Origin of the sequence: Eisenbergiella sp. OF01-20 (genome assembly GCF_003478085.1) — a bacterium.
Classification (GTDB): Bacteria; Bacillota; Clostridia; order Lachnospirales; family Lachnospiraceae; genus Eisenbergiella.
Genome location: NZ_QUES01000016.1, coordinates 98,408 through 124,658 on the forward strand (window position 1 = coordinate 98,408; position 26,251 = coordinate 124,658).

Genomic DNA, 26,251 nt, shown 5'->3' on the forward strand with positions numbered 1-26,251 from the left:
AAGACTCGTATCAAAGCAGGTGCTTGACAATCGCATTTTATCGGAGTAGAATGAAAATATATTCTATTACAATAGAATGGCGGAGGGGTTATAATACACTGCATTTCCCTTTCGATAATTTCAAAGCGCGCGGTGCGCGCGGACGGGAGCCAAAATGAAACGATTCTTTACACTGTTACTGCCTGTTTTTCTCATTTTTTTCTGTGTTTCCTGCGGGAGGAGCCCGAGCGGCGGCACGGCGGGGAATGAAAAATTTGCGGACTGCCTGACCGAATCAGGCAGCGGCCTTGCGCGCCGGGTGGAGGCCGCGGAGGATATACGGAAGTACCGCAGTAAGGAGTATATTTCCCTGGAAGAGGATCATGCGGATATCCGGTGGTATGACGGCAGGAATATGACCGCAGAGGAAAAGGCGCGGCTGGAAGGCTGTATTCCCAATATTACTTTCAATGAAGATACGGTTTTCCCGGACGGCCTGCAGGATGCCTTCCCCGCGAAAGAATGCCTGGAAGCAGGGAAATCACCGGGACTGGGGGTAGGCGGCCTGCATGACCGGGGGATCACCGGAAAAGGGGTGTCTATCGCTGTCATTGATCAGGTCCTTTATACCGATCATCCCGAATATGCGTCAAAGCTGGCCCTTTATGAGGAAATGCATGTAACGCCCAACCAGACGGGTTCGATGCATGCTGCGGCGCTCGCATCCCTGGCGGTGGGAGAGCACTGCGGGGTGGCGCCGGATGCGAAGCTCTATTTCTGGGGGTTCGATAATGTGATAAGCTGGGAAGAGGAGGGGGAAAACAATCTTGCCTGGGAAGAATATGCCCGTGTGATTGACCGTATTATCGAAGTGAATAAGACGCTGCCGGCCGACGATAAAATCCGGGTAATCGCTATTGCCAGAGGCTATGCCCTTACCGGGGAAGAGGAGGAGGACAAACGGCTGCAGGTACTGCTTGACGCGATAGATCGGGCAAAAAAGGAAGGGATGTTTGTCCTTACCACATCCACGGAACAAAACTACGATTTCTTTTCTGCGTTTCATACGGAAGCGCCGTTCGCCGGGCTGGGAAAAATCGATCCTGCAGGCGATCCGGATTCGGTTGCCAATTATACCCTGGGTTCCTGGCAGTGGGCCAGCGCGGATATGTTTGTCAATTCCCTTCTGGTTCCCATGGACGGCCGTACCACCGCGGATATGTCGGGGGACACGTATGTGTATTATGCCGACGGAGGCTGGAGCTGGACCGTACCCTATGTGGCGGGGATCTATGCGCTTTGCTGCCAGGTCAGGCCTGACATAGGACCGGAGGAATTCTATCGCGCCGCCATGGATACGTCCACAGAAATTACACGCACACAGCCGGGAGGCAGCCAAAGCTACACCTTCCATGTCATCAATCCCCAGGCCCTTATTTCTTCCCTGCAGACAACTTCCTGACAGCATCCTTGTATCCGCCCCGCCGGCGCAGCCGGCGGGGCCTTTTTGGAGTGTGCATATGCAAGACGTCTGTAAGCCCGCTTTGCGGGGAGGACAGACGCACAGGCCTGGGCCGTGCCTGCATACATCATTTTTATGGCTTATATAAATATTGTACGTAAGGGTAACGGTTCGGCAGGACAGCCCGTCTGCTGCGCTGTCTGTAAGAAAGGGATCAGGGGTGCAAAAATCGGAAAGACCGGATAAAATCTTGTGAGTTGTTTTCCTCCCCCGGTATTGGTACTATTAACCTAATACGGAAGTATTACAGCCTGCCGGTGCGGATGGTAAGCAGAGGCAGGCTGAAGGAAGGGAAAGAAATGATTTTCAGATAAAGGAGAAAAAGACAGATATGGAAACGATCAGATTTCCCAAGGATTTTTTATTCGGTACGGCCACCAGTGCCGCACAGCTGGAAGGAGCAGCCCGGGAAGAGGGGAAAGGGCTTTCGATCTGGGACACATTTGCCCGGATCCCGGGCAATATCGCGGACGGCTCCACGCCGGAAAACGCCTGTGATCTGTATCACAGATACGAAGAGGATTTGGATTTGGCACAGCGTATGAACCTGAACAGCTTCCGTTTTTCTTTTTCCTGGCCCCGGATTCTGCCGGAGGGAAAGGGAAAGGTCAATCAGAAGGGCCTGGATTATTATAAAAGGTTTATTGACGGGCTGTGGAAACGGAATATGATACCGAATGCCACCATTTACCACTGGGATCTTCCTTATGAGCTGGAACGGCTGGGTGGCTGGCTGAACAGGGATGTGGCGGACTGGTTCGGAGAATATGCGTCCCTATTGTACCGGGAGTTCGGGGATGCGGTCCCTATGTGGGCGACCGTCAATGAACCCATTGCAACCTATGTGGGATATGCCCTGGGAGGTTTTGCACCGGGCTTTCGGCTGGAAAAATACGGGAGGCAGGCAAACCATCACATCCTGCTGGCGCATGGGGAGGCGATAAGGCGGTTCCGGCAGGAGAACCTGAAAGAGAGTAAGGCGGGTATCGTCGTGGATATCTGGCAGCATTACCCCCTGCGCCCGGACAATGACAGGGACTGTGAAATTGCGCGCCTTGAAAATGAGAAAACCTTCCGTTCCTATCTGAATCCGGTGCTAAAGGGCTGTTACCGTCAGGAGCTGCTGCAGTATATGGAAGAAAAAGACTGTATGCCCGTGATAAAAGACGGGGATATGGATCGGATCCGCCAGCCGCTGGACTTTTTCGGGCTGAACTGCTACAACCGTGTCCTGGACTGTGCGGAGCCGGAAGCCGTGCCGGATCGGAAGAAAAACGGCGGGAATTTCATGGAAAACGGAACGGAGTATTATCCGAGAGCTGTTTATGAAGCCGTGGAAATGCTCAGGAAGGAGTATCAGCTTGCCATTCCTGTTTATATTACGGAGAACGGCACCTGCAACTGCGGGGAACAGGTGCAGGACGGGGGAAGGATACGGGATACGCAGCGGATCGAATATCTCAGGGGAAACCTGTACTGGATTGCCAGGGCCATGGAGGAGGGCGCGGATATCCGGGGATATTATGTCTGGTCGCTGCTGGATAACTGGGAATGGTGTGCCGGCTTTGAAAGCCGCTTTGGCCTGGTACATGTGGATTTCGACACGCAGGAGCGTTTGGTAAAGGACAGCGGCAAATGGTACGCACAGGTTGCGGGATCCGGAGAAATGGATTGGAAAGAGGGAGAAAAATGATGGGGATAGAGGACAGACAGAAGCTTTTTGAGAACCCTTCAAAGGAATACAGGGGGAAGCCCTTCTGGGCATGGAACGGGAAACTTACGGAGGAGGAGCTGCTGCGTCAGATCGATATTTTTGAGCAGATGGGCTTCGGCGGTTTTTTTATGCATTCCAGGACCGGGCTGGAAACGGAATATCTGGGGGAGGAATGGTTCCGGCTGACGCGCCGCTGTGCGGACTATGCGGCGGAGAAAGGAATGGAGGCCTGGCTGTATGATGAGGATCGCTGGCCCTCCGGTTCTGCCGGCGGTATGGCGACGCAGCAGCCGGAATACCGGGCGTCCTTCCTGGAAATGAAAAGATATACCCCGGAGGAATGGATGGACGCACAGCTGTCCATGGAACAAAATCCTTGTAAGAAGGAGGGGGACTTTGCGGCAGAGGAGGAGCCTGCTGTATTTGCTGTTGTATTCCGGGACGGGGACATGCAGAAGGTGCGCCCCCTGAAGCCGGGAGAGCCTCTGGAGAACGGGGAGACGGCGGTGGTTTTTACCGTGGTTCCGGCAGCATGCAGTGACAATTATAACGGATACACGTATCTGGATACCATGAACAGAAAAGCAGTGGGGCATTATATGCAGCTCACGCATGAACGGTATGCGTCAGAATGCGGATCCCGGCTGGGAAAAAGCATTCCGGGAATCTTTACGGATGAACCGCACAGAGGGCCGCTTTTCTCCGAGTTTTCCGGCGGGAAGGAAACGGCGGTGCCTTATACCCCATCCCTGTTCCCGGAATATAAGAAACGGTTTGGCTACAGCCTGAAGGAGAAGCTGCCGGAGCTTTTTTTCCGGTACACGGGAGAAGAATTGTCCGGGACGGCGAGGGATTATATTGAATTGTGTCAGGAACTGTTCCTGGAGAATTTCGCGCAGCCTATTCAGGATTGGTGTTCGGCGAACAAGCTGCTCTTCACCGGACATGTGCTGCATGAGGACAGCCTGACGGCACAGACCGTGATGCAGGGCTCCCTGATGCGTTTTTACGAATATATGGATTATCCCGGCGTGGACGTTCTTACCGAAAAAAATGACAATTGGTGGATTGTGAAGCAGATCGCCTCTGTGGCAAGGCAGCTGGATAAGAAATGGATCCTTTCCGAGCTGTACGGCTGTACCGGCTGGCAGATGGATCTGGAGGATTATAAGCAGGTGGGGGACTGGCAGGCCTTGTTCGGCATCAATCTGCGCTGTCCTCATCTTTCCTGGTATACCATGAAGGGCGAGGCCAAACGGGATTATCCGGCAAGTATCTTTTTCCAGAGTGCATGGTATCCGGAATACCGGAAGCTGGAGGATTATTTTTCCCGAATCCATGCGCTCCTTTCGGATACCGAGCCGGTCTGCGGCGTTCTGGTGTTAAATCCCATAGAGAGTGTGTGGGCACGTTCCCGCTGCGGTGCATTCCGGGGGCTGGAAGCCGTTGGGGAGGGGATTATCCGGTTGGAAGAAAGATACCGGGATACCTTTCGGATCCTAATAAGCAGCCATATTGATTTTGACTATGGGGAAGAGGATATGATGGCCAGGCACGGAAGCGTCCGGGACGGAATTCTTTATGTGGGAAAGAGCGCTTACCATACGGTGCTTGTGACCGGAATGGAGACTATGCGATCCTCCACCTTAGAGCTGCTCGCTAAATTCCGGGAACAGGGCGGCAGGCTTGTTTTTGCCGGTGAGGTTCCCGGCTATGTGGATGTTCTCCCGACGGATAAGGTGCGTAGCCTCGCGGAAAAGGCGGTGCGGATCCCCTTTGAGGAAGCACGTATCACCGAATGCTGTTCGGACGGCAAGATAAGCATTACCGGGAAAAGGGCTTCCCGGGTTGCGGTACAGTGCAGAAAGGCCGGGAAGGAGACTTATCTGTTCCTGCTGAACCTGGATCGGGATCACGCCGCAGGGAGACTGGTGCTTTCCCTGGAAGAGGAGGGATGGCCGGAGCTATGGGATGCAAAGACCGGAAAGATATGGGCATGCCGCTTCCGGAAAAAGGGCGGCCGGCTGGAAATTCCGCTTTCTTTTGCGGCCGGGGAGGAGAAGCTCCTTGTCATAGCCGGACGGGACCGGGCGTGTCCAATCCCGGAGCCGCATGTCTGGGAACGGGTGGACGGCCTGCCGGAGGAATATGATTACCGGCTGTCGGAAGAAAATGTATGTGTGCTGGACAAGGTGCGCATCACCACGCAGGACGGCACGATGCTGCCCCGGCAGGAGGTTCTGAAAGCGGACCGGGCGCTTCGTGATACGTTGGGAATCCCGTGGCGGGGCGGGGAGATGCTGCAGCCCTGGTATGAAGAAAAGAAAAACGGGATACCGGAAAAGCCGCTGAAGGAAGTCGTTCTGGAATACCGGTTTGAGGCGGAGACCGTCCCGGAGGAATGCTTCCTGGCCCTGGAGGATAGGGAGCATGTGACGGGGCTTTCGTTGGGAGAGAGGGAGATTCCCGTGCAGTCGGCGGGTAAATGGCTGGACAGCTGCTTTGACAGAATCGTCCTGCCTTCCGGCTGTGTGAAGAAGGGCGTCAATGTTATAAAAATTACATATGCCTATTATAAGACAGGCGGAATCGAAGCCGTCTATCTGCTGGGCCGCTTCGGCGTGAGACTGGCGGACGGCGGGAAAAAGGCTGTGCTGACCGGACTGCCCCCGCGGCTGAAGGCAGGGGATATCGGGGATCAGGGACTTCCGTTTTACTCCGGCCGCATCCGCCTTAAGCTGCCGGATCTGGGAAAGGGGCTTTACCGGATCCGTATGGCGGGTACCCATGCGGCCTGCATCCGGGTACTCGGGAAAGAGGAAGCGCTTATGATACAGGCGCCCTATGAGGCGGAAGTGGAAGAACCGGAAGCAGTGGAGCTAATATTCGGAAGGCGGAATACCTTCGGGCCGCTGCACGAATGGCCGGCTGTTGCTTCTGCATACGGTCCCGGCAATTTCATGACGGAAGGAAAGGCATGGAGGGATTCCTATGTACGGATCCGGCAGGGGATTTTGAAGGCTCCTGTCCTTTGGAAGGAACGAACCGGACGTCCCGACGTGTCGGAACCGTTATCGAAAGAAAGGTAACCGGGTAAAGTACCCTTACAGAGAGAGGAAGAAGCGCATGGATAACAGGACAATTTTCAGGGTTATGGATAAGGAAACAACGGATACGCTTCACCCGGACGAAAGGAAGGCCGTATACCTGCTGCCGCGCAGCGTGGTTTGGAAGCAGGGGAAGGTGTCCCATGAGGAGGTTCTTTTAACGGAGAGGGAACCGCAGATATCCCTTGCGGCCCATGAGCCTTTCGTGATGGACAGCTCGGACGGCCCGGCATCCCTGCTGCTGGATTTCGGTTATGAAATCCACGGCGGGATCCGGATCCTTGCCTGGCAGGACAGCACGGGCAGGGGAGCGAAGGTCAGGGTGCGGTTCGGGGAATCGGTAATGGAGGCCATGAGCGAGCCGGGCGGGGAAGGAAATGCCACCAACGATCATGCCAGAAGGGATATCCATACGGAAATCGGCATGATGAGCATGAACCGGATCGGGGAAACGGGTTTCCGTTTTGTGAGGCTTGATCTGGAGGAAAAGGATGTGCAGCTTTCCCTGAAGTCGGTGGCCGGTGTGCTTGTTTATAAGGATGTCCCCTACCGGGGCAGCTTTTCGTGCAGCGATCCGCTGCTGAACCGTATCTGGGACGTGGGAGCCTATACCGTGCATCTGAACATGCAGGAATATATCTGGGACGGGATTAAGAGGGACCGTCTGGTATGGGTGGGGGATATGCATCCGGAGACGCTGACCATACGGACCGTTTTCGGAGCGGATGCATCCGTTGCCGGAAGCCTTGATTTTATCCGAAAAGAGACCCCTCTGCCGGGCTGGATGAACGGGATGGCCAGTTACACCATGTGGTATGCCGTCATCGTATATGACTGGTTTCTGTATACCGGTGATCGGGCGTGGCTGAAGAACCAGGAAGCGTATCTGGAAGGCATAAGCAGGCAGCTGACGGACTGTATTGGAGCGGACGGGAAGGATACGGTGACGGAAGGACGTTTCCTGGACTGGCCGTCCAGCGATAAGCCGGAAGCGGTGGATGCGGGCGTGCAGGCCCTTCACCGGCTGGCGGCGGACCGCCTGCATAAGCTGTTCCTTATTCTGGGGAAACAGGAACTTGCAGAACGCTGTGAAAGGGATGTTGAGCGGCTGGGCTGCTTCCCGGTTGCTTCCGGCGGATCCAAGCAGGCGGCGGCACTGCTTGTCCTGGCCGGGCTGCGGGAGGCAGGGGAAATGAACCGGGAAATCCTTTCCGTGGGCGGTGCACAGGGAATGTCCACCTTTATGGGCTATTATATTCTGACGGCCCGCGGCATGGCGGGGGATTATGAGGGCTGCCTTTCCTGTATCCGGGACTATTGGGGCGGGATGCTGAAGCTGGGGGCTACCACGTTCTGGGAGGATTTTGATATAAACTGGATGGAAGCGGCGGCGCCTATCGACCGCCTCCCGGCAGCAGGGGAAACGGATGTGCACGGAACCTACGGGGCGTACTGTTATAAGGGGTACCGGCACAGTCTCTGCCACGGCTGGGCTTCCGGGGTAACGCCGTGGCTGACCGAAAATATCCTGGGGGTCAGGATTGTAAAGCCGGGCTGCCGGGTGCTGGAAATCAAACCGCATCTGGGGGATTTGTCCTGGGCAAAAGGAACCTTTCCCACGCCTATGGGTATCGTCCGTATCTCCCATAAAAAAAGGAAGGACGGCAGTGTGGAGACGAAAATTAAGGCGCCGGCAGGAGTGACTGTGCTTTCCGGCACCTGATTAGCAGGAGGTATTTATATGGAAGAAGGACTATTTTGCAAAGCAAAGCCAGTTTTTGTGCCGGGCAGGGCGGATAAGCCGGATACACTGGCGGCCTTCCGGTGTGATTTTACGGCGGAAAAAGGGGAGACACTCAGCGGTACGGACAGCAGGAATCATGGCTTCGGCGCGTATTATGGTGCCTTGCTCATGCGGGGCTTTTTGGGAATGGAAATACCGGACAGGGTACAGAAGGCAGTGCGTTTCGCGCCCCGGACAGGCAGCCTGCGGTGGGCCAAAGGCACAATGGATACGGCGGACGGACGCATCAGCGCATACTGGCGGACGGACGGGGATGGAATGCGCATGGAAATGAGCGCCCCCCGGGGCTATCGGATAGAGGCCCGTATCCCCCGGGAATTCAGGGGCTGCCGGTACATGACGGTCAATGGGGAGAACAGGGAGACTACGGAAGAGATAACCGCAGGAAACCGGCTGTCTCTGGTCATCCCTTCCCATTGCGGAACTGGGAAGGCGTAATACCTGTTTCCTGCTTGAATTTGCGCCGGAAGCTGGACACGTTAATATATCCTACACGGACACTGATTTGATCAATGGGCATGCTTGAATGGAGAAGCATGTCCTTTGCTTTGTCCAGACGCAGCTCCCAGAGATAATCGGAAAAGTTTTTGTTGAATTTTTTCTTAAACAGGTAACTCATATAGGCGATGCTGACTTCGAATTTGTCGGCGAGCACCGATATGGAAAAATCAGGTGAGGTATAGCCTTCCCGGAGGATTTCCATGATCTGCGAAGCATGTACGGCAGAATTCGCATATTCCGCTTCAAAGGCGGCCAGCAGTTCATCCACATTCCGGGACACCTCTCCCCCTTTTTCCTGATACGGACAGCTCCGGCACAGATACAGGGTTTCATAGTAGAGATCGCTGTAATTTTTGAATTTGATATTCATACGGTTCATGGCATTGGTAATGATGGTAAGGATATCGATCAGTACGCACCGGATAAAGAAATCCGGAAAAAGAGTCCCGTTTTCGGAGGCGCTGTCAATTTGGGTAAAAAGCTCTTCCTTCAGCCGGCGTGCCTGTGTAAATTCAGGCGTTTTCAGGCAGAGCGCAAGAGCATCCAGCTTTTTATACGGATACGCCAGATTGGAAGGGGAAGGGATCCGGGGGGCTATTTCCCCATAGGAAACCACCGCTTCCTCCTGGCGGTATTTATCGGCCAGCAGGGCGTTTTCATAGAGATAAGGGATTTCCAGAGGGGAGGAGGCGCCGTTGCTGACCGCGGCCCGGCATCCGGTTTCGCTGCAGTAATCCCACAGGAGAAGGCGGATGACCTCATCCTTGTTTTCTTCAATCCCCGGATAATTGATCATAAAGACACTCCGGTTTTTACCGGCTTCCAGCAGGGCGCAGGAATTTTTGTCAGGCAGGGCATTTTCCAGAAAAACCATGACGTCATTGGGATTGCAGCTTTTCCTGGGATGACTGACGGTGAGGACAAATATCATATTGTCCGGCTCATCGCTGAAAAACCGGTCGATATCCAGAAGCCCGTTCATCCGGGAATTGCTGTTGTCGGATACGATGGAATCCAGGATGGATTTCTGCATGGACAACCTGTACTTGTCCAGCTTTTTCTGCAGCTTATTTTTCTCGGAAAGCGCGGTGGTAAAGGCGGCGTCTATCTGCTCCACGTAGCTGCGGCCCGGCATCGGCGTGTCCACCAGCTTGGTAAGAAGCTTGTGGAGAGGCCAGTAGGTAATACGCATGGAGAAAAGTATGAGGAAGATTCCGCAGGTGGCCAGCAGGACGAGAATCAGGTAGGTATTGCGGAACGCCAGGCTGACCTGTCCCAAGATGGCTTTGTTGGAGGAAAGGGCCAGAAGGGTCAGGCTGCCGGGGAGGCCTGTGTATACAAACATGGTATCGTCGGAATCAATCGGATACCGCCCGGCTTCTTTTTTCAGGCCGTCCAGGTAAGGCAGGATGGCATCCTCATGAATGCCTGAGATGATCTGGTTGTCCGGCGTGACAAGACAGACGGAATTGATGCCGTTGAAGCTGCCGGCCTCCAGCGTGGATTGAAGCTCCTTCATACTGATGATATAAAAAATGCAGTAGGACTCCATATTGCTGCTATAAGGAAGGTAAATCAGCAGACCGGAGGTTTCGTCCGACAGGTAGATAAGCTGGCTTTTATTCGAACCGGCATACTGCACCAGCGGGAACGGAAGATAATGGGAACCGGTATAGATATAGTAGATACCGTCCTGTTTATAAACATGCTTGCCGGAGGAGAGGATGCTTTCGGTTTTATTGTCCACATAACAAATCGTGTCGATGAAGCTGTTACTCACCGTATATTCATTCATGCGCTGGGCGGCCTGATAGTTGTACCAGTTTTCATTTTTATAACGGGAAAGGACAAGATTGATATCCTTGGACAGAAGGGACTGCACCTGATTGATGTTGGACAGATCGTCCTCCAGCTGAAGCATGACATTGTTCAGCCGTTTGTCGGTCCGATCGTTTAAATCCTTAAAATAGATACGGTTCAGCTGGATGCGTACGGCGAGGAAAAAACCGAGAAACAGGATGCTCAGGATAATAAAATAAGAAAGGAAATATTTGATCAGAGTGGAATGTTTACTGTTTGAAAAAAAACGGATGCAGTATTTCATATGCTCTCCTTTGCATACCCGGGAATATAGGACATCTATGTAACTCTTCAGCAGGTCTGTACATTTACTGCACAGTTCCTATCATACAATAAATGGAAATCGGGCGCAATAATGCGGGCCGGTTATCCCGGCCGGATGGACGGAACAGTTTTCAAAAATTTTTTTTGTTATTTGTACGCTTGCCGCACAAATACCGTAAATATGCGGCTTCCCTGACAGGATCCCCCGATACCGTATTTATCCGTAAGCCCATAATCATGTGTCTTGTGGAAACGGTACGGTGTTACCTATAATAAAGCCATGCTCACAAAGGAGAGGCGCCTCCGGACAGCATCAGATGGGTGAGCCGATAACGGTATATTGACAAAAAACAGGAGGTATTACTTATGAAAATGAAAAAGCTTACGGCCCTGTTGTGCGCGGCGGCAATGGTTGTTTCCCTGGCAGGCTGCGGCGCGGCGAAGGAGACATCGGACGCCGGGGCCGCCCCGGAAAGCAGCAAGGCGGCGGAAGGGACGGCGGAGGAAGCCGCGCAGGCGGGGGAAAGCCAGACATCCGGCGATAGCCTGACCTTCCCGCTGGCGGAGACAAAGGAATACAGCGTATTTGCCATAATGAATGGGGAATATGATTTGCAGGATAATATCACTATGCAGACGGTGACGGAAAATGCCAATCTCAAATTTGATTTCCAGTCGGTTATGGGTGCAGATCTGAAAGAAAAGAGAAATCTGGTCCTTGCTTCGGGAGAATATCCGGATATGTTTTTCAAGGCCGGCTTTGATGCCAATGATCTTGAAAAATACGGAAAACAGGGACTGTTTGTTCCTCTGGAGGATTTGATTAAGCAATATGCGCCCAACCTCAGTGCCAGGCTGGACGAAACAAACGGCTGGGATTATATCACATCCTCGGACGGACATATTTATTCCCTGCCGGATATCGAAAGACAGAACGGTGCGATGACCACCTATTGGATCAATAAGAAATGGATGGACCGGCTGGGACTGCAGGAGCCAAAGAGCCTGGATGAGCTTTACGAAGTCCTGAAAGCCTTCAAGAACGAGGATGCCAACGGAAACGGGGATCCGAATGACGAGATCCCTTTGACGGCAACCGATGTGGTGAAGCCGGATCTGCTGCTTGCCTATTTTGGGATCCCTTATGATTATGGGACCAAAACTGCCGTTATTGACGGAGAACTGACCTATATCCCCACCTCCGATACCTTTAAGGAATATGTGGCATATGTGGCGAAGCTGTACCAGGAGGGGCTGCTTGACAAGAATGCATTCACCCAGAAGCATGAGCAGCAGGGAGCCATCGGCCAGTCCGGAGATGTGCTGGGAAGCTTCTTTGATGCGGGAGCCTTCCTGACGGTAGGAAGGGATAACGACGATGATTACATCGCCCTGACACCCTTTGAGGACGGCATGTATCCCCTGAATACCGGTATTACGCCGGGAACAATGGTTTTGACGGATACCTGTGAGAATCCCGAAATCCTGGTGGCCTGGGCCGATCAGTTCTATACCGAAGAAGGGGGCATCGTGGCATGGCTTGGTATCGAAGGAAAGACCTGGAAGCTGGATGCGGACGGAAACTGGGAATGGATCGTCGGCCAGGGTTATGGTGACGATATCGCTGCAGTCCGTTCAAGCAGCACCATACAGGGCGCGGCCTTCCATCCTTCCATCCAGCCGGATTTCTGGTTTGACAAGATGTCCGAAAAGGTGGATCCGGATGAAGTATATCTGAACGGAGAGCGGGCAAAGGTCGCCGCAAAGGGTGCGGTTCCGCTGCCGATGATGTATTACAGCGATGCGGATGCCAAGACCATATCCACCATCAAACCGGATATTGACGCTTATATCGATCAGTATGTGGCACAGGTTGCAACCGGCGAACTCACCCTGGAGGACAGCTGGGAGGAATATGTGGCGACGGTGGGCAACATGGGCGGAAACCAGCTGGCGGATATTTATAAAAATACCTATAACAAATCGGCAGGAAAGTAAACTCCCATAGCACCATGCATAAAAGCAACCAGGCCGAAAAAACGGTTATTGCCGCTGCCGGGTACGGCAGCGGCCTAATAGGGAACAGGAGGGAGAATACCTATGACTGCAGGGAGGAAGCAAAAAAGCGCCGCGCGGCGGAAGAATACCGGGTTTGCAGGACATAAGGCGGAGCGCCTGCCCGCCCGTCTGTTAAAGGATATGAAGAAAAACTGGATTCTCTATGTGATGATTCTGCCGGTAGTGGTATATTATCTCATATTTTCCTATGCGCCCATCTACGGTATCCAGCTGGCATTTAAGGATTACATCGTTAAAAAAGGGATCTGGGGAAGCCCGTGGATTGGAATGGAAAATTTCGTCCGGTTTTTCAGCAGCTATAATTTCGGGCTGCTTCTTAAAAATACAATTGGAATCAGCGTCTACAGCATCCTGGTGGGATTTCCCATACCTATTATTTTTGCCCTGATGCTGAATTACCTGAAGAATAAATACCTGAAAAAAACGGTGCAGATGGTTTCTTATGCGCCTTATTTTATCTCAACCGTGGTTATGTGCGGCATGATCACCATTTTTCTGAATCCGGATACCGGGATTTTTAATGTGGTCAGAGGCTTTTTTGGCCTGGAAAGCGTTGATTTTCTCGGAAAGCCGGAGCTGTTTAAATCCATCTATGTCTGGACCGGCGTATGGCAGGGCATGGGCTGGAGCTCCATCATCTACATATCGGCCCTGTCGGGAGTGGACTACCAGCTGCATGAAGCGGCTATCGTGGACGGCGCCAATAAGCTGCAGCGTATCGTGCATGTGGATTTGCCTTCCATCAAACCAACTATCGTCATGCTTCTGATTCTCCAGATGGGTTCCCTGATGAGCGTGGGCTTTGAAAAGGTATTCCTGCTGCAGAATACATTGAATAAACAGGCAGCCTCCGTTATTTCCACCTATGTGTATGAGGTGGGTCTGATCAACAGTGATTACGGATATTCCACGGCAATCGGCCTGTTTAATTCCGTGATCAATATGCTGTTGATTGTCGCGGCAAACCAGATCTGTAAAAAATTTACGGAAGAAAGCCTGTTTTAAGGAGGGAAAATAATGAGGAATAAGAAATCCTGTTCCGACAAGGTCTTTGATATCGTCAATGTAATCGTTATGATAGCGCTTCTCCTGGTTTTTCTCTGGCCGCTGTGGTTTGTGGTCATAGCCTCCTTCAGCAATCCCAATGAGGTGTGGAACGGTAATGTAATCCTGTTTCCGAAAGGATTTACCCTGTCGGCCTATGAGGCGGTTTCCGAATATAAAATGATTTGGACGGGCTATAAGAATACCATTATTTATACGGTGGCCGGAACGTTTATCAATCTGGTCATGACTGTCTGCGCCGCCTATCCGCTGTCAAGAAAGGACTTTGTGCCGCGCAATTTCCTGATGTTTCTGTTCATGCTGACCATGTATTTCAGCGGCGGCCTGATCCCCACCTACCTGGTGGTGAGCAAGCTCCATCTTCTGAATACCCCGTGGGCCATGATGATACCCGGAGCCGTTTCCATATATAATGTGATCATCACCAGAACCTATTTTGTGAACAGCATACCCTCCAGCCTGCAGGAGGCGGCGGAGCTGGACGGCGCCAATACCTTCCAGTTCCTGATGAAGATCGTCCTGCCGCTTTCCAAACCCATCATGGCGGTTATCGCCCTGTATTATGCCGTCGGCCACTGGAATGATTTCTTTACGGCGCTGATTTATCTCAATGACAAGGAGCTGATGCCGCTGCAGTCCTTCCTGCGGGATCTGCTGATGTCCAATAAAATGAGCCTGACGAATATGCAGGGGCTGGATGCCGCGCAGGCGGAGGCCAAGATGCAGCTGTCACAGACACTGAAATACAGTGCGATCATTGTGTCAACGGTACCTGTATTATGTATTTATCCTTTTATCCAGAAATATTTTGTAAAAGGGGTGATGATCGGCTCGGTAAAGGGCTGACAAATCCCGGCGCGGGACGGCGGCTTTGCCGGTTCCGCCCTGTCCGTAAACAGCAAGAGGCGCTCGGTCGGTAGTTGTATGTATTCTGACTGAGGCCTTTTTTTGTCCGTTTCTCTTCCGAAGCCGGAATTGCCCGTTATCCAATATGGTGGGAACCTTTTTCTGTCCCGGAAGAAACGTCAAAAATATGCACATAAAAAAACAAAATCCGGGTGGGATGAGAACAATTATATACAAAATTTCACATATCTGACCATAGCAGGATTGACTGTCAGCCCTTATAATGAAGTTGATAAGACATTCCCTGCGCATTGGCAGGCGGCCGGGGCCTTTTCCCTGTACGCCCGCAGATATATGCGCGTAATTATGTGAGATGGAGGATTGCTATGCAATACGGACATTTTGACAACGAAAAAAGAGAATATGTGATAGACCGGGTGGACCTGCCCGCCTCCTGGACCAATTATCTGGGACTTAAAAATATGTGCGCCGTGGTGAACCATACGGCCGGCGGCTATCTGTTCTACAAAACGCCGGAATACCACCGTATCACCCGGTTCCGCGGAAACAGTATCCCCATGGACCGGCCGGGCCATTACGTGTACATAAGGGATAATGCGGACGGGGATTACTGGAGCATCTCCTGGCAGCCTGTGGGAAAGAGCCTGGAGGAAGCCCGGTACAGCTGCCGCCACGGGATGTCCTATACCGTCTATGAAAGCGAGTATAAAGGCATCAGCGCCAGCCAGAAGCTTTCCATCCCTTTGCAGGATCCGGTGGAGCTGTGGGATGTTACCATTAAAAACGACAGTGACAGGACACGGGATTTGCGCGTGTTTTCCTATTGTGAGTTTTCCTTCCATCATATTACGACAGACAACCAGAATTTCCAGATGAGTATGTACTGTGCCGGTTCCTCCTATGAAGACGGGATTATCGAGCACGATCTTTTCTATGAAGAGTTTGGTTTCCAGTATTTTACCGGAAACTTTGAGCCGGACGGGTTCGACTGCCTGCGGGATAAATTCATCGGCCCGTACCGCACGGAGGATAACCCGCTGTCCGTGGAGAAAGGACAATGCGGCGGTTCCTTTGAGCTTGGAAACAACCATTGCGGCAGCCTGCAGAAGAATATCACCCTGAAACCAGGGGAAGAAGTGCGCCTTGTGTTCCTCTTAGGCGAAGGAAACCGGGAAGCGGGCCGCAGGATGCGGGAGAAATATTTCTCTCCCGAGGCGGCAGACCGTTCCTATGAAGAACTGCGGGAATACTGGGACGCTAAATTCAGCAAGCTTCAGATTCATACCCCCAATGAGGGGATGAACACTTTGATTAATACATGGACTCTGTACCAGGCGGAAATCAATGTCATGTTTTCCCGGTTTGCCTCTTTTATCGAGGTGGGAGGCCGGACAGGGCTTGGCTACAGAGACACGGCACAGGATGCCATGACCATTCCTCACTCCAATCCCGAAAAATGCAGGCAGAGGCTGGAGGAGCTTTGCAGAGGTCTGGTATCAGAAGGTTATGGACTGCACCTGTTCCAGCCGGAGTGGTTTGTTCCTGACAACGAGGTCAAGCCCTTCAAATCCCCTACAGTCATCCCAACGCCGAATAAGGATGACTATGTGCACGGCCTTGCTGACGCCTGCTCGGACGATGCACTCTGGCTGGTGTCCTCCCTTGTGGAATATATCAAGGAGACAGGCGATTTCGATTTTGCGGATACGCTGCTGACCTACGCGGACGGCGGGGAAGGCACCGTGTACGAACATATGAAAAAAATACTGGATTTCAGTGCCAGACAGGTAGGCGCCACCGGAATCTGCAAAGGCCTGCGCGCCGACTGGAACGACTGCCTGAACCTTGGCGGCGGGGAAAGCGCCCTGGTTTCCTTCCTGCACTACTGGGCGTTGTCCGCCTTCCTTGAACTGGCGGAATTCCTCGGCCGTGAAGAGGATGTAAAGACCTATTCGGAAATGGCGGAACGGGTGAAAACAGTGTGCAACAAGGAGCTGTGGGATGAAGAATGGTTCATCCGCGGCATCACCAAAAACGGTAGGAAGATAGGAACCAGCCGGGACGAGGAAGGAAAGGTCCATCTGGAATCCAATGCCTGGGCGGTGCTTTCCGGTGCGGCCAGCCCGGAAAAAGGGAAAAAGGCCATGGACAGCGTGGATACCTGGTTGTTCACCCCCTACGGGCTTCAGCTGAATGCGCCCTCTTATACGGTGCCGGACGACGATATCGGTTTTGTGACCCGGGTGTATCCGGGACTTAAAGAAAACGGCTCTATTTTCTCCCATCCCAATCCCTGGGCCTGGGCGGCGGAATGCGTGCTGGGACGCGGGGATCGGGCGATGAAGTATTACGATGCCCTCTGCCCGTATTACCAGAATGACAAGATAGAAATCAGGGAAGCGGAACCCTACTCCTATTGCCAGTTCATCATGGGGCGGGATCACAGCGCCTTCGGACGCGCGAGGCATCCGTTTATGACAGGAACCGGCGGCTGGGCTTATTTCTCGGCCACCCGGTACATGCTGGGCATGAAGCCGGAATTTGACCATTTTGTGGTTGACCCCTGCGTTCCCGCAGACTGGAAGGAATTCCATATGAGCCGCGTTTGGCGGGGAGCCAGGATGGAAATAAGCGTGCAGAACCCGGACGGCGTCATGAAAGGGGTCAGGGAAATCCGGCTTGACGGGGAAACGGTTTCCCGGATACCGGTACTGCCGGAGGGCAGCACCCATCAGGTACAGGTGATAATGGGACAGGAGTGCCCGGAAAAAGGGAGGAAAACCGATGATTAAGTTTGGAACAGGCGGATGGAGAGCAGTGATAGGGGATGATTTTACCAAAGCAAATATCCAGCTTCTGGCAAAAGCCATCTGCAGGAAAATGAAAGATGAAAACGCCGCGGACAAAGGGATCGTGATCGGCTACGACAGACGTTTTCTGGCAAAGGAAGCGATGCAGTGGGCGGGGCAGGTATTTGCAGCGCAGGGAGTGACGGCCTATCTTGTAAACAAATCGGCGCCCACGCCGCTTGTCATGTTTTATGTCATGAAGCATGAAATGCCTTACGGCATGATGATCACCGCAAGCCATAACCCCGCCATATATAACGGAATCAAGGTGTTTACCGCGGGCGGAAGGGATGCAAGCGCCGCACAGACCGATGAGATAGAAGAATATATCAGCCGGATCGAGACGGAACCGGTGGAAACAATGGAATACGACAAAGCCCTGGAAGCCGGGCTGATCCGGGAAATCTATCCCCTCAATGAATATCTGGATAATATTATTGACAACATCGACATGCAGGCGATCCGTAAAAGCAGACTCAAAATAGCCCTGGATCCCATGTACGGCGTGAGTGAAACCTCTATTAAGACCATCCTTCTCACCGCCAGGTGCGAGGTGGATACCATCCATGAACGCCACGACACCCTGTTCGGCGGAAAGCTGCCTGCCCCTACCGCAGCCACCCTGCGCCCCCTGCAGAATTTCGTCCTGGACGGGAAATGTGATATCGGGATCGCCACAGACGGAGACGCGGACCGGCTGGGAGTCATCGACGACAAGGGGAAATTCCTCCATCCCAACGATATCATGGTACTGCTGTATTACTATCTCGTGAAATATAAAGGCTGGCATGGCCCCGTTGTCCGCAATATCTGCACCACCCATATGTTAGATAAGGTGGCGCAGAAATTCGGGGAAACCTGCTATGAGGTACCCGTAGGCTTCAAACATATTTCCGCCAAGATGACGGAAACAGACGCCGTTATCGGCGGGGAATCCTCCGGCGGCCTTACCGTGAGAGGACATATCCATGGGAAAGACGGGGTATATGCCGCCTGCCTGCTGGTGGAAATGATCGCCGTAACCGGCAAAAAGCTGTCCCAGATCTATGCGGATATAGAAGCCGAATGCGGAAAGATATATATGGAAGAACGGGATTACAAGTTCAACCAGGAGAAAAAGGATGCCGTGCACAAAATCCTTCTGGAAGACAGACTCCTGCCGGAGCTTCCGTATGAAATCGATCATGTATCCTATCTGGACGGCAGCAAGGTCTACTTTACGAACGGAGGCTGGGTAGTGGGACGGTTTTCCGGAACCGAACCGTTAATCCGTATTTTCTGTGAGATGCCGGAGGAAGAACAGGCGAAGGATGTCTGCCGGATTTATGAGGAATTCCTGGATCTGAAGTAAAATTGCCGCGCAGTAAATGTGCGGACCTGACTGAATAGTTACAAAGTAATTTCATTACCGCAGGGCGGCATAGTCGGAAGGCTGTGCCGTTCTGCTCTTTTTCTGTGTTGTTTCATGGCCCGCCCGTCCCTGCCTTGTCCCGGCCCCCGATAAAGCGCCGGAGAATCCCTGTTTTCTGTCTGCGGTGTCCGCCGGATATATCCGTGCAGGAACAAGGATTCTTAAATAACGCAGAATAATAATAAAAAACAGCAGGAGTCATGTTATAATTAAGACAATTCAAACTTCGCAGGTGCCAAACAGAAGCATTTTGTGACAGGAAAATAAAAAGGCAATTTGATATAATGAAAGGGGTGGAGTTCTTGTATTGGCTGCAAAGCGTCAACAAAGCTATTACATTTATGGAACGTAATATGACAAATAAGATTGGAATAGAAGATATCTCAAGGGAGGTTTATTCTTCAGGTGCACATTTCCAGCGTATCTTCCACCTGGTAACAGGCATAACGCTTGGGGAATATATCCGCAACCGCAGGCTGAGTCTGGCGGGCAGAGACTTACGGCTGCAGAAGGAAAAGATAACAGAAATTGCCATGAAGTATCAATACGATACCCCTGAAAGCTTCTCCAAGGCATTTTCAAGATTTCATGGGATTAAGCCTTCAGAGGTTCCGGCAAAGGGCAGCCGCCTGAAATTTTACAGTCCTCTGATAATTAATATTTCGGTAGAAGGAGGTTTTGACACGTCTTTTAAGCTCATAGACAATTTTTGCTGGAACAATATTGACGATAAAATTACCGGAACGCTTTCAGATACGGAAAAATATCAGATGGTCGTTGACTGGTCCCGTACAGCCCGGGGGCAAAATCCGGATGTGTTCGATTCGCTGACGGACTGGATACTTGATGATCCCCAATGGACAGAGGACAAGCTGGTGGAAAACGAACAGATCCTGATGAATGGTGTGCTGGCCAGATTTAAAGAGCAAAATGCAAAGCTACGTACCTATTTAAGTAAAATTACCTGCCCGGATATTGTAAATGAGGCTGTTTGGGGTGCGCTGGACAGATTTGACGGCCAGCTGAGGGGAAAAGCCGTTGACCCGGGCCTGCAGAAAGCGGTGGAGGATATGTTCCGCAATTTTTCCATTATGAAAGACCGCCGTATACGGGAACTTATCGCCGGTAACAGAACCGGATCTACGGGTACAGACAGCGTGGAACTCTACGGCTATATCAACTGTTTAAAGGACTGTGACGCCGGGGTGCAGTGGACTTTGTTTATGCCCCAATTTGTCCGGGAACAGCAAAAAGATTTCCGGCTGAAAAGCTTTACATACAAAGCCTTGCCGGCCATGCGGTTTATCGGAAAGAAATGGTTGGAACACGATCCCTATGACCGGACCCGGAGAAGAGAGGTGATAAAGACACTGGATACGCTGGCGGAGTATCAATCGGGTTTTGATTATGATCTTCTGTTTATGCATCACAAGGGGAAAGGCGTGGATGTGGAACCCCGGCACGGATTTTTGGGAAGATTCATGAAGGCAGATACCCCGGTTCCGAATGGTTTTATTTCCGTGGATTTTGTCCCACAGAGAGACGCTGAGGGTACTGACTTTGGACCGCCCTATCTCTCCCAATTTTCTTTTGCCGTATTTACAGGAGATGTAGCGGCTATGCACAGAACCGACGGCTACGACAGCGACGCCATGTACGATGTTACAAGGAATATAATTTTAGGGCAGGGGGTGCAGATTCCCTATCCCGATAAATACTGGACGGCGGAAGTATTTTTAAACGGTGCGGAAAATGACGGTACCGCCTATCTGTTTAGTGTGGAACTTTAAATAAGGACAGATGCAGCAAAGGCGGACAGCGTGATAAGGACTGCAAGGCTTTTGCGAAAAAGTACCCTGCCTGCTGCGGCACCTGCGGATAAATTGAGGGGGAACCTTAACTTCCAGGGAAAATCGAAAGGAAAATAAAATTATGAGCGAAAAAGCAATTATTACATTTCAAATCCATCAAGAAGCGTCTGTGTTTCTCGGAAACGAAAATATTGTTACCGAATCTTCTGATTTCGGGCAGATTTGGGGGCATTTCTTCGAGATAGGCGGATACGAGCCAATCCTTCCCTATGCGGTGGATACAAAGCCGGTAAATATATGGTACATTAACGAACAAGGAGAACGGATTTATTTTCAGGGACTTTTTGTGCAAAACGTAGACAAGGTGCCTGAGGGGTATCAACTTGCCCGTTTTCCCGCAGGTGATTTTCTCGTCGTCACAACGGAATGGATGGAAACAAATGATGAGGCTGTGGGTGATGCCGGAAACGGCCGCGTCAACCGGTATGCAGAAACAGTGGCAATGCCGGAAGGTTATGTACGCAATGCCGGTCCGGTTACCGCAATCGAAAAAGAGAATGCAGATACGCCCGACGGCAGCAGATATGAGGTTTGGGTGCCGATTCGTAAAGTAACGGAGTCAGGGAAATAAAATACTATGAATAAGACAAAAGCTGAGAGCTTTACGAGAAGGAAAAGGATGGGGGTAAGAATAAAATTCTTACAACTGTTTTCAGCCCTTTTGACAATTATGATGATATCGTCCTGTTCTTCGGATTCCTCCGGCGCCCGGCCTGGGACGGAGGATCCGGTGCAGGCAGATGTAACGCAGACTTCTGACGGCCAGGCAGAGACAGAGGCTTCCTTGCAGACAGAACCAGCCATGGACTCCCCGACAGAGACGGAGCTGCGGACAGGCGAAGGGATGCAGCCGGACCCCAACGACGTAGCCCGGATGCCGGAGCAGGTACCGGATCTTTTGCAAACAGGACGGAATATAACAGACTTTGTTCCTGAGCACTGGGAATTGATGGATTCGGCAGAACTGGATTATAACCAGGACGGGATACCTGATTATGTGGGGGTGCTGCAATATAGGCCGCCAAATTCGGAAAACTATGGAGAACTGCCCCGTATACTGTTTGCGATATACAGCGAAGGCGCCAAGCAGTACCGGCTGGATTTTCAGGATGCCAACTTAATCAGGACCATGTCTGAAGGAGGGATATTCGGAGACCCTTATCTGCCGCTGACCGCAGAAAAGTGTGCGTTCACAATCCATACCTATGGCGGAAGTGCCTGGAGGTGGTCGGAAGATTTCACCTACATATATAAAGAGGGGATATGGTATTTGAACAGGGCAGAGAAAACTTACGGATATGGTTTCTATGTCACGGATTATTCGCTGAATGATTATGAAACAGGAATCGGTATCCGGAAAAAGAGAAGCAGCAATTTTTCAGATATGGAGTTAGTGTTAGAGAACGCAGGGGAAACCGACATGGATGATATCGATGCATATCCCTTTGATCTCATCTATGAAGTATCCCTGGATGCGCCGCCCACGTTGTACCAGGCTGGTATGAGATGGTGGCTGGCACCGGACAGAATGACGGAATGGCGGGTGGATACGATTGAAATTGCCGGAGGAATTGATCTGGAACCGGATCAGGTGCAGCTGCCAGGTGAAAACACGGTATTTAAGTATAATGATGAAGAGTATATGCTTTACCATTTTTTTAAGGAAGATAGAAACAAGGAATATATTGTGCTGTATGAAATAAGAGATAAGAAACTTTCTGTGCTGGCAGCCGTAGAGAAGGATCATTTTAATGAGATCGTTACGCTGTATCAAGGGAAGGTCTATTACTCCTCTTATATAAAGGAGTCGGATCCCGGTGTTGTACAGACTTCTCCAGGCGTGCCGGAGAAACAAGACGATGAGGAAGTCGGAGTACGGCTGCACCAGGTCGATAAGGACGGTACACAGCAGGTGATATTTGCGTATCTTCCGGAAAGAAAACAATCGGATGATTATCCCTATTATAGCTTGATTTGCGAGATCAACGGCGGTGTGCTTGTAGCAGAAGTATATATTGGAGACGAAGCCCATCCGTTCTATAAAATTGATTTGGAAAGCGGGGATACACAGTTTATGGGGCAGGTGCCGAAAAAATGAATTCCCAATATAGGGAACCTGTCATCCTGATCAGCAGAGCAAATCTGCCGCCTTCATAAGGTCATCACAGTCGTATTTTTCCTGCACCATATCCACAGATAACCTCCTGTTTGTTCATTCGTATCATTTTGGTAACTATACCACAATAAAGTGCTTACTTTACAGTCCGGTACCATAAATGCATAATAAAAAAAAGAGGAACCCCTGAAGGGTTTCTGAAGAAACTGTTTGGCAGCCGCCAAATGCATACAAAGAAAAAACGGAGGTTAACACCATGAATGAAGTCGTAACGTTTTTGCAGGAAAATCCTGTGCAGTATCTTGCCACGATTGGCCGTGACGGAAAGGCAAAGTGCCGCCCCTTTATGTTCTGTTTTGAACAGGACGGCAAACTGTGGTTTTGCACCAACAATACCAAGGAAGTCTACAAGGACATGCTGGCCAATCCCAACATCGAGGTTTCCGTATCCAGCCCATCCTATGCGTGGATCAGACTGCATGGAAAGGTGGTTTTTGAAAACAACAGGGAGATCAAAAAGGGCTGCATGAACAACCCCATTGTCAAGGGGCAGTACCAGACCGCCGACAACCCCATTTTTGAGGTGTTCTATCTGGAGGACGCGCAGGCTGTCATTGCTGACTTTTCCGGTAATCCGCCCAAGGAATACATACTGTAAACACTAAACAGCCCACCGTTACCATGATGATTTATTAACCATTGACCCCAATCCTGAAAGGACAGTATACACATGAAAGCGGAAAAGTATCTTCAGTATTTGCAAAAGGAGATTCACTCAACGGTTTTTGCCACAATTGATGAAAACGGAAATCCGGTAACCTGTGTCATTGATATGATGCTGTCTGATGAAAACGGCCTGTATTTTTTGACAGCGAAGGGCAAAGCCTTTTATTCGCGGCTGAAGGCTCACGACAGCGTATCCGTTACAGGCTTTCACGGTAAGGATACTATGTCCTCCAAGTCTGTCACAGTGCGGGGAAAAGTGCGGGAACTGGGCGATGTGCTTCTGACGGAAATTTTCAAAGCAAATCCTTATATGGAAGAAATCTACCCCGGCGAAAAGAGCCGCGCCGTGCTGAGAGTGTTTCAAATTTACCAAGGCGAGGGAGAGTTTTTCGACCTCTCCGCAAAGCCCATTTTTCGGGAGAGCTTTTCCTTTGGAGGGAGCGAAAAAAAGATAAGCGGCTACTTCGCGGGCAGTGCGTGCATCGGTTGTAAACTTTGTTTTTCTGTCTGCCCGCAGAAATGTATTGATATTGCTGCAAAACCGGTGGTCATATCCCAATCAAATTGTCTGCATTGCGGAAGGTGTGCAGAAATCTGCCCTGTAGGCGCGGTGGAAAAGCGATAGTACAATACCCGCACAGTGCAGCGAACCCTGGTATCTGCGTTTTATACGCAGATATCAGAGGCAGCTTTCTATCCATTCCCGCAGCACCCTCAGCTGTTCCTGCGTATGGAACCAGTGTTCCCCATCCTCCATTACGGTTAACCGGCAACGGAACCGGCGGCTGAAGCTTTCTGCAGCAGTTCGTTCAATCAGATGATCCCGTCCCGCATACAGAATATCCGTGGGGATTTCCCAATGACAGACGGGATGCTCTTTTGCATAACAATAGTATTCCCAGGACAGGGTTTCCCCAAAGGAAGTCGGTATGGTGCCTTCCTGTTCCAATTCTCCCGCGGAGACAGAAGCCCACTGCATCATGCGGCGGATCAGGTATTCCATATCAGGCACCGGCGATACAAAAAGTGCCTTTTCGAAAGATTTATCCGCAAAACTGAGCATGGAAAACCATGCGCCTATACTGTTGGCATATAAAGCAGTTCTTTTCCATTTCTTATTTACAAATTCATATATGCAGTCCAATTCCGGAACCACATGCCAGGGGTCAAAACACCCGCCTTCCTCTTTCCGTTCCCCATGCTCCGGCAAGTCCATACTCAGCACCTGCCAGCCGCGGGCACAGGCAAGCTCCGCAAAAACGCCTGCTTCTTCCTTACAGCCGGATTTTCCGTGAACATAAAGATAGATACTTTCGGACGGCGTTCCCCACAAAATGGCGGGGATGCCTTTTGTTTCCGTGAGCGGGCCGGACGGATGTGGCCGCATATCCAATTGGTTATTGTTGTGAGGTTCCAATCCCCTGCAGCTTTCTGCGGGGTATTGGATTATAAAATTCTGCTTTTCCATTGGGACTCCTATTTTTTAAGCGGCAGCCGGTCGGCCGCCCCTACTTCGGCAGGTTCTCCTTTAACATCTCCAGAAATGCGGCTTCCGCCCGGGTTGGTCTGTAATCCTCCGGATAAATCAGCAGATCCGTCATTTTCCTGGGGGAACCCTGGTATTTTTTCTGGACCAGATGATATCTGGATAATATAGTATCCGGAACCGGGGAGACAAACATAAAGGTACCGGGGACGCCTGTAAGAATGTCGAACTGGCTGCCCCGTTCATGGATATGGATACTGTTTTCGTTATGCTCCGTTTCCGGCGCTTCATGCAGATAGGCTGAGAGGGAGGTATCATCGCAGACCACCTCTATGGCCTGGGAAAGCAGATCCGGTGTCAGCACGGAGGTTTTTGCCAGCGGATGCCGGTCGGACATGATAACCGTTAACTCAAATTTACATAAGGTTTCATAGGAAAGCTCCCGCAGCTTAAGCAGGGGCAGAAGCGTTTTCTCATAACGGTCAGGGCAGCGTATGATAGCCAGGGATGCGGTGCGGTCGGATACCTGGCAGATGGCGTCCATCGTCCCGGTTTCGTTATAATTGACCGACAGCTGCCGCCCTTTGGCATGTTTTTTCAGAAATGCGGTAAACGCTCCTGTGATATAGCTGGCCCGCGGGACACAGATGTGCAGGCTGATATTGTCCTTTTCATCCCGGGAACAATAGTTTTCCAAAGCCTGGTATTGTTTGACCGCCTTTTTGGCGAGTACGAGGAATTCCCTGCCTTTTTCCGTAGGAATGACACCGCGGGAACTGCGGGTAAAAACCGTGAAGCCGATCTCCTCCTCCAGCTCCCGGATATCACGGCTTAAGTTAGGCTGGCTGATAAACAGCTGTTTTGCCGCCCCCGTGATGGAACGGCTGCGTTCCACTTCTATAATATAACGAAGTACATTGAGATTCATCTGCGGCCTCCCTTGTGCGCCCTTTCCTATGCGGATACGGCGGACGGCATGCCTGTAACAGTGCAGGGCCGTTACGGCAGCTTACCTGCCTATGAGCTTGTA

Annotated in this window: 18 protein-coding genes; 15 read left to right on the top strand and 3 right to left on the bottom strand. The window is 51.5% G+C overall.

Going from position 1 to position 26,251, the window contains the following annotated elements; genetic code table 11:
• The first annotated feature begins 154 nt into the window (after positions 1-154).
• From DXA36_RS18320 to DXA36_RS18340, 5 genes are all read left to right on the top strand, one after another.
• Positions 155-1,441, top strand: coding sequence for a S8 family serine peptidase (locus tag DXA36_RS18320; RefSeq protein ID WP_118680929.1), 1,287 nt, complete (start codon positions 155-157; stop codon positions 1,439-1,441).
• 391 nt (positions 1,442-1,832) lie between these two features.
• Entirely contained in the window at positions 1,833-3,194 is a 1,362-nt protein-coding gene (locus tag DXA36_RS18325; protein WP_118680930.1) for a GH1 family beta-glucosidase, read from the top strand.
• Complete coding sequence (locus DXA36_RS18330; protein ID WP_118680931.1) at positions 3,191-6,304, top strand: hypothetical protein; 3,114 nt, start codon at positions 3,191-3,193, stop codon at positions 6,302-6,304. The genes DXA36_RS18325 and DXA36_RS18330 overlap by 4 nt, the downstream gene beginning before the upstream one ends.
• A 37-nt stretch (positions 6,305-6,341) precedes the next feature.
• Positions 6,342-8,045 (top strand): alpha-L-rhamnosidase-related protein, encoded by a 1,704-nt coding sequence (locus DXA36_RS18335; RefSeq protein WP_118680932.1) that lies wholly within the window; start codon positions 6,342-6,344, stop codon positions 8,043-8,045.
• Between the two features lie 18 nt (positions 8,046-8,063).
• The gene (locus tag DXA36_RS18340; RefSeq protein WP_118680933.1) at positions 8,064-8,564 is read left to right on the top strand and encodes an alpha-L-rhamnosidase C-terminal domain-containing protein; all 501 of its coding nucleotides are present in this window, start codon (positions 8,064-8,066) and stop codon (positions 8,562-8,564) included.
• On the opposite strand, the gene DXA36_RS18345 is transcribed toward DXA36_RS18340, so the two are convergent.
• On the bottom strand, positions 8,530-10,731 hold the full coding sequence (locus DXA36_RS18345; protein WP_118680934.1) for a helix-turn-helix domain-containing protein: 2,202 nt from the start codon (positions 10,729-10,731) through the stop codon (positions 8,530-8,532). The two genes, DXA36_RS18340 and DXA36_RS18345, sit on opposite strands and share 35 nt — an antisense overlap.
• A 386-nt stretch (positions 10,732-11,117) precedes the next feature.
• Here DXA36_RS18345 and DXA36_RS18355 point away from each other — a divergent pair, with 386 nt between their 5' ends.
• The 10 genes from DXA36_RS18355 (at position 11,118) to DXA36_RS18405 (ending at position 24,360) form a co-directional block, all read left to right on the top strand.
• On the top strand, positions 11,118-12,749 hold the full coding sequence (locus DXA36_RS18355) for an extracellular solute-binding protein (RefSeq protein ID WP_118680936.1): 1,632 nt from the start codon (positions 11,118-11,120) through the stop codon (positions 12,747-12,749).
• 102 nt (positions 12,750-12,851) lie between these two features.
• Positions 12,852-13,835 (top strand): ABC transporter permease, encoded by a 984-nt coding sequence (locus tag DXA36_RS18360; RefSeq protein WP_118680937.1) that lies wholly within the window; start codon positions 12,852-12,854, stop codon positions 13,833-13,835.
• Between the two features lie 12 nt (positions 13,836-13,847).
• A complete protein-coding gene (locus DXA36_RS18365) occupies positions 13,848-14,741 on the top strand; it encodes a carbohydrate ABC transporter permease (RefSeq protein ID WP_118680938.1) in 894 nt (297 codons plus the stop codon).
• Positions 14,742-15,127: 386 nt separating this feature from the next.
• The gene (locus DXA36_RS18375) at positions 15,128-17,554 is read left to right on the top strand and encodes a GH36-type glycosyl hydrolase domain-containing protein (RefSeq protein WP_118680940.1); all 2,427 of its coding nucleotides are present in this window, start codon (positions 15,128-15,130) and stop codon (positions 17,552-17,554) included.
• Complete coding sequence (locus DXA36_RS18380) at positions 17,547-18,962, top strand: phosphoglucomutase/phosphomannomutase family protein (RefSeq protein WP_118680941.1); 1,416 nt, start codon at positions 17,547-17,549, stop codon at positions 18,960-18,962. Before DXA36_RS18375 ends, DXA36_RS18380 begins: the two co-directional genes overlap by 8 nt.
• A 413-nt stretch (positions 18,963-19,375) precedes the next feature.
• Positions 19,376-20,812, top strand: coding sequence for a helix-turn-helix transcriptional regulator (locus tag DXA36_RS18385; protein ID WP_182479146.1), 1,437 nt, complete (start codon positions 19,376-19,378; stop codon positions 20,810-20,812).
• A gap of 142 nt (positions 20,813-20,954) precedes the next feature.
• Complete coding sequence (locus DXA36_RS18390) at positions 20,955-21,464, top strand: GyrI-like domain-containing protein (protein ID WP_118680943.1); 510 nt, start codon at positions 20,955-20,957, stop codon at positions 21,462-21,464.
• 6 nt (positions 21,465-21,470) lie between these two features.
• On the top strand, positions 21,471-22,991 hold the full coding sequence (locus DXA36_RS18395) for a hypothetical protein (protein ID WP_147366616.1): 1,521 nt from the start codon (positions 21,471-21,473) through the stop codon (positions 22,989-22,991).
• Positions 22,992-23,265: 274 nt separating this feature from the next.
• Positions 23,266-23,667, top strand: coding sequence for a pyridoxamine 5'-phosphate oxidase family protein (locus DXA36_RS18400; RefSeq protein ID WP_118680945.1), 402 nt, complete (start codon positions 23,266-23,268; stop codon positions 23,665-23,667).
• A 72-nt stretch (positions 23,668-23,739) separates the two neighbouring features.
• Positions 23,740-24,360 (top strand): 4Fe-4S binding protein, encoded by a 621-nt coding sequence (locus tag DXA36_RS18405; RefSeq protein ID WP_118680946.1) that lies wholly within the window; start codon positions 23,740-23,742, stop codon positions 24,358-24,360.
• A 54-nt stretch (positions 24,361-24,414) separates the two neighbouring features.
• Here DXA36_RS18405 and DXA36_RS18410 read toward each other — a convergent pair whose 3' ends face one another.
• Together DXA36_RS18410 and DXA36_RS18415 are read right to left on the bottom strand one after the other, a co-directional pair.
• Positions 24,415-25,203, bottom strand: a complete 789-nt coding sequence (locus DXA36_RS18410) for an alpha/beta hydrolase (protein WP_330425059.1) — start codon at positions 25,201-25,203, stop codon at positions 24,415-24,417.
• Between the two features lie 40 nt (positions 25,204-25,243).
• The gene (locus tag DXA36_RS18415) at positions 25,244-26,149 is read right to left on the bottom strand and encodes a LysR family transcriptional regulator (RefSeq protein ID WP_118680947.1); all 906 of its coding nucleotides are present in this window, start codon (positions 26,147-26,149) and stop codon (positions 25,244-25,246) included.
• Between the last annotated feature and the right edge of the window lie 102 nt (positions 26,150-26,251).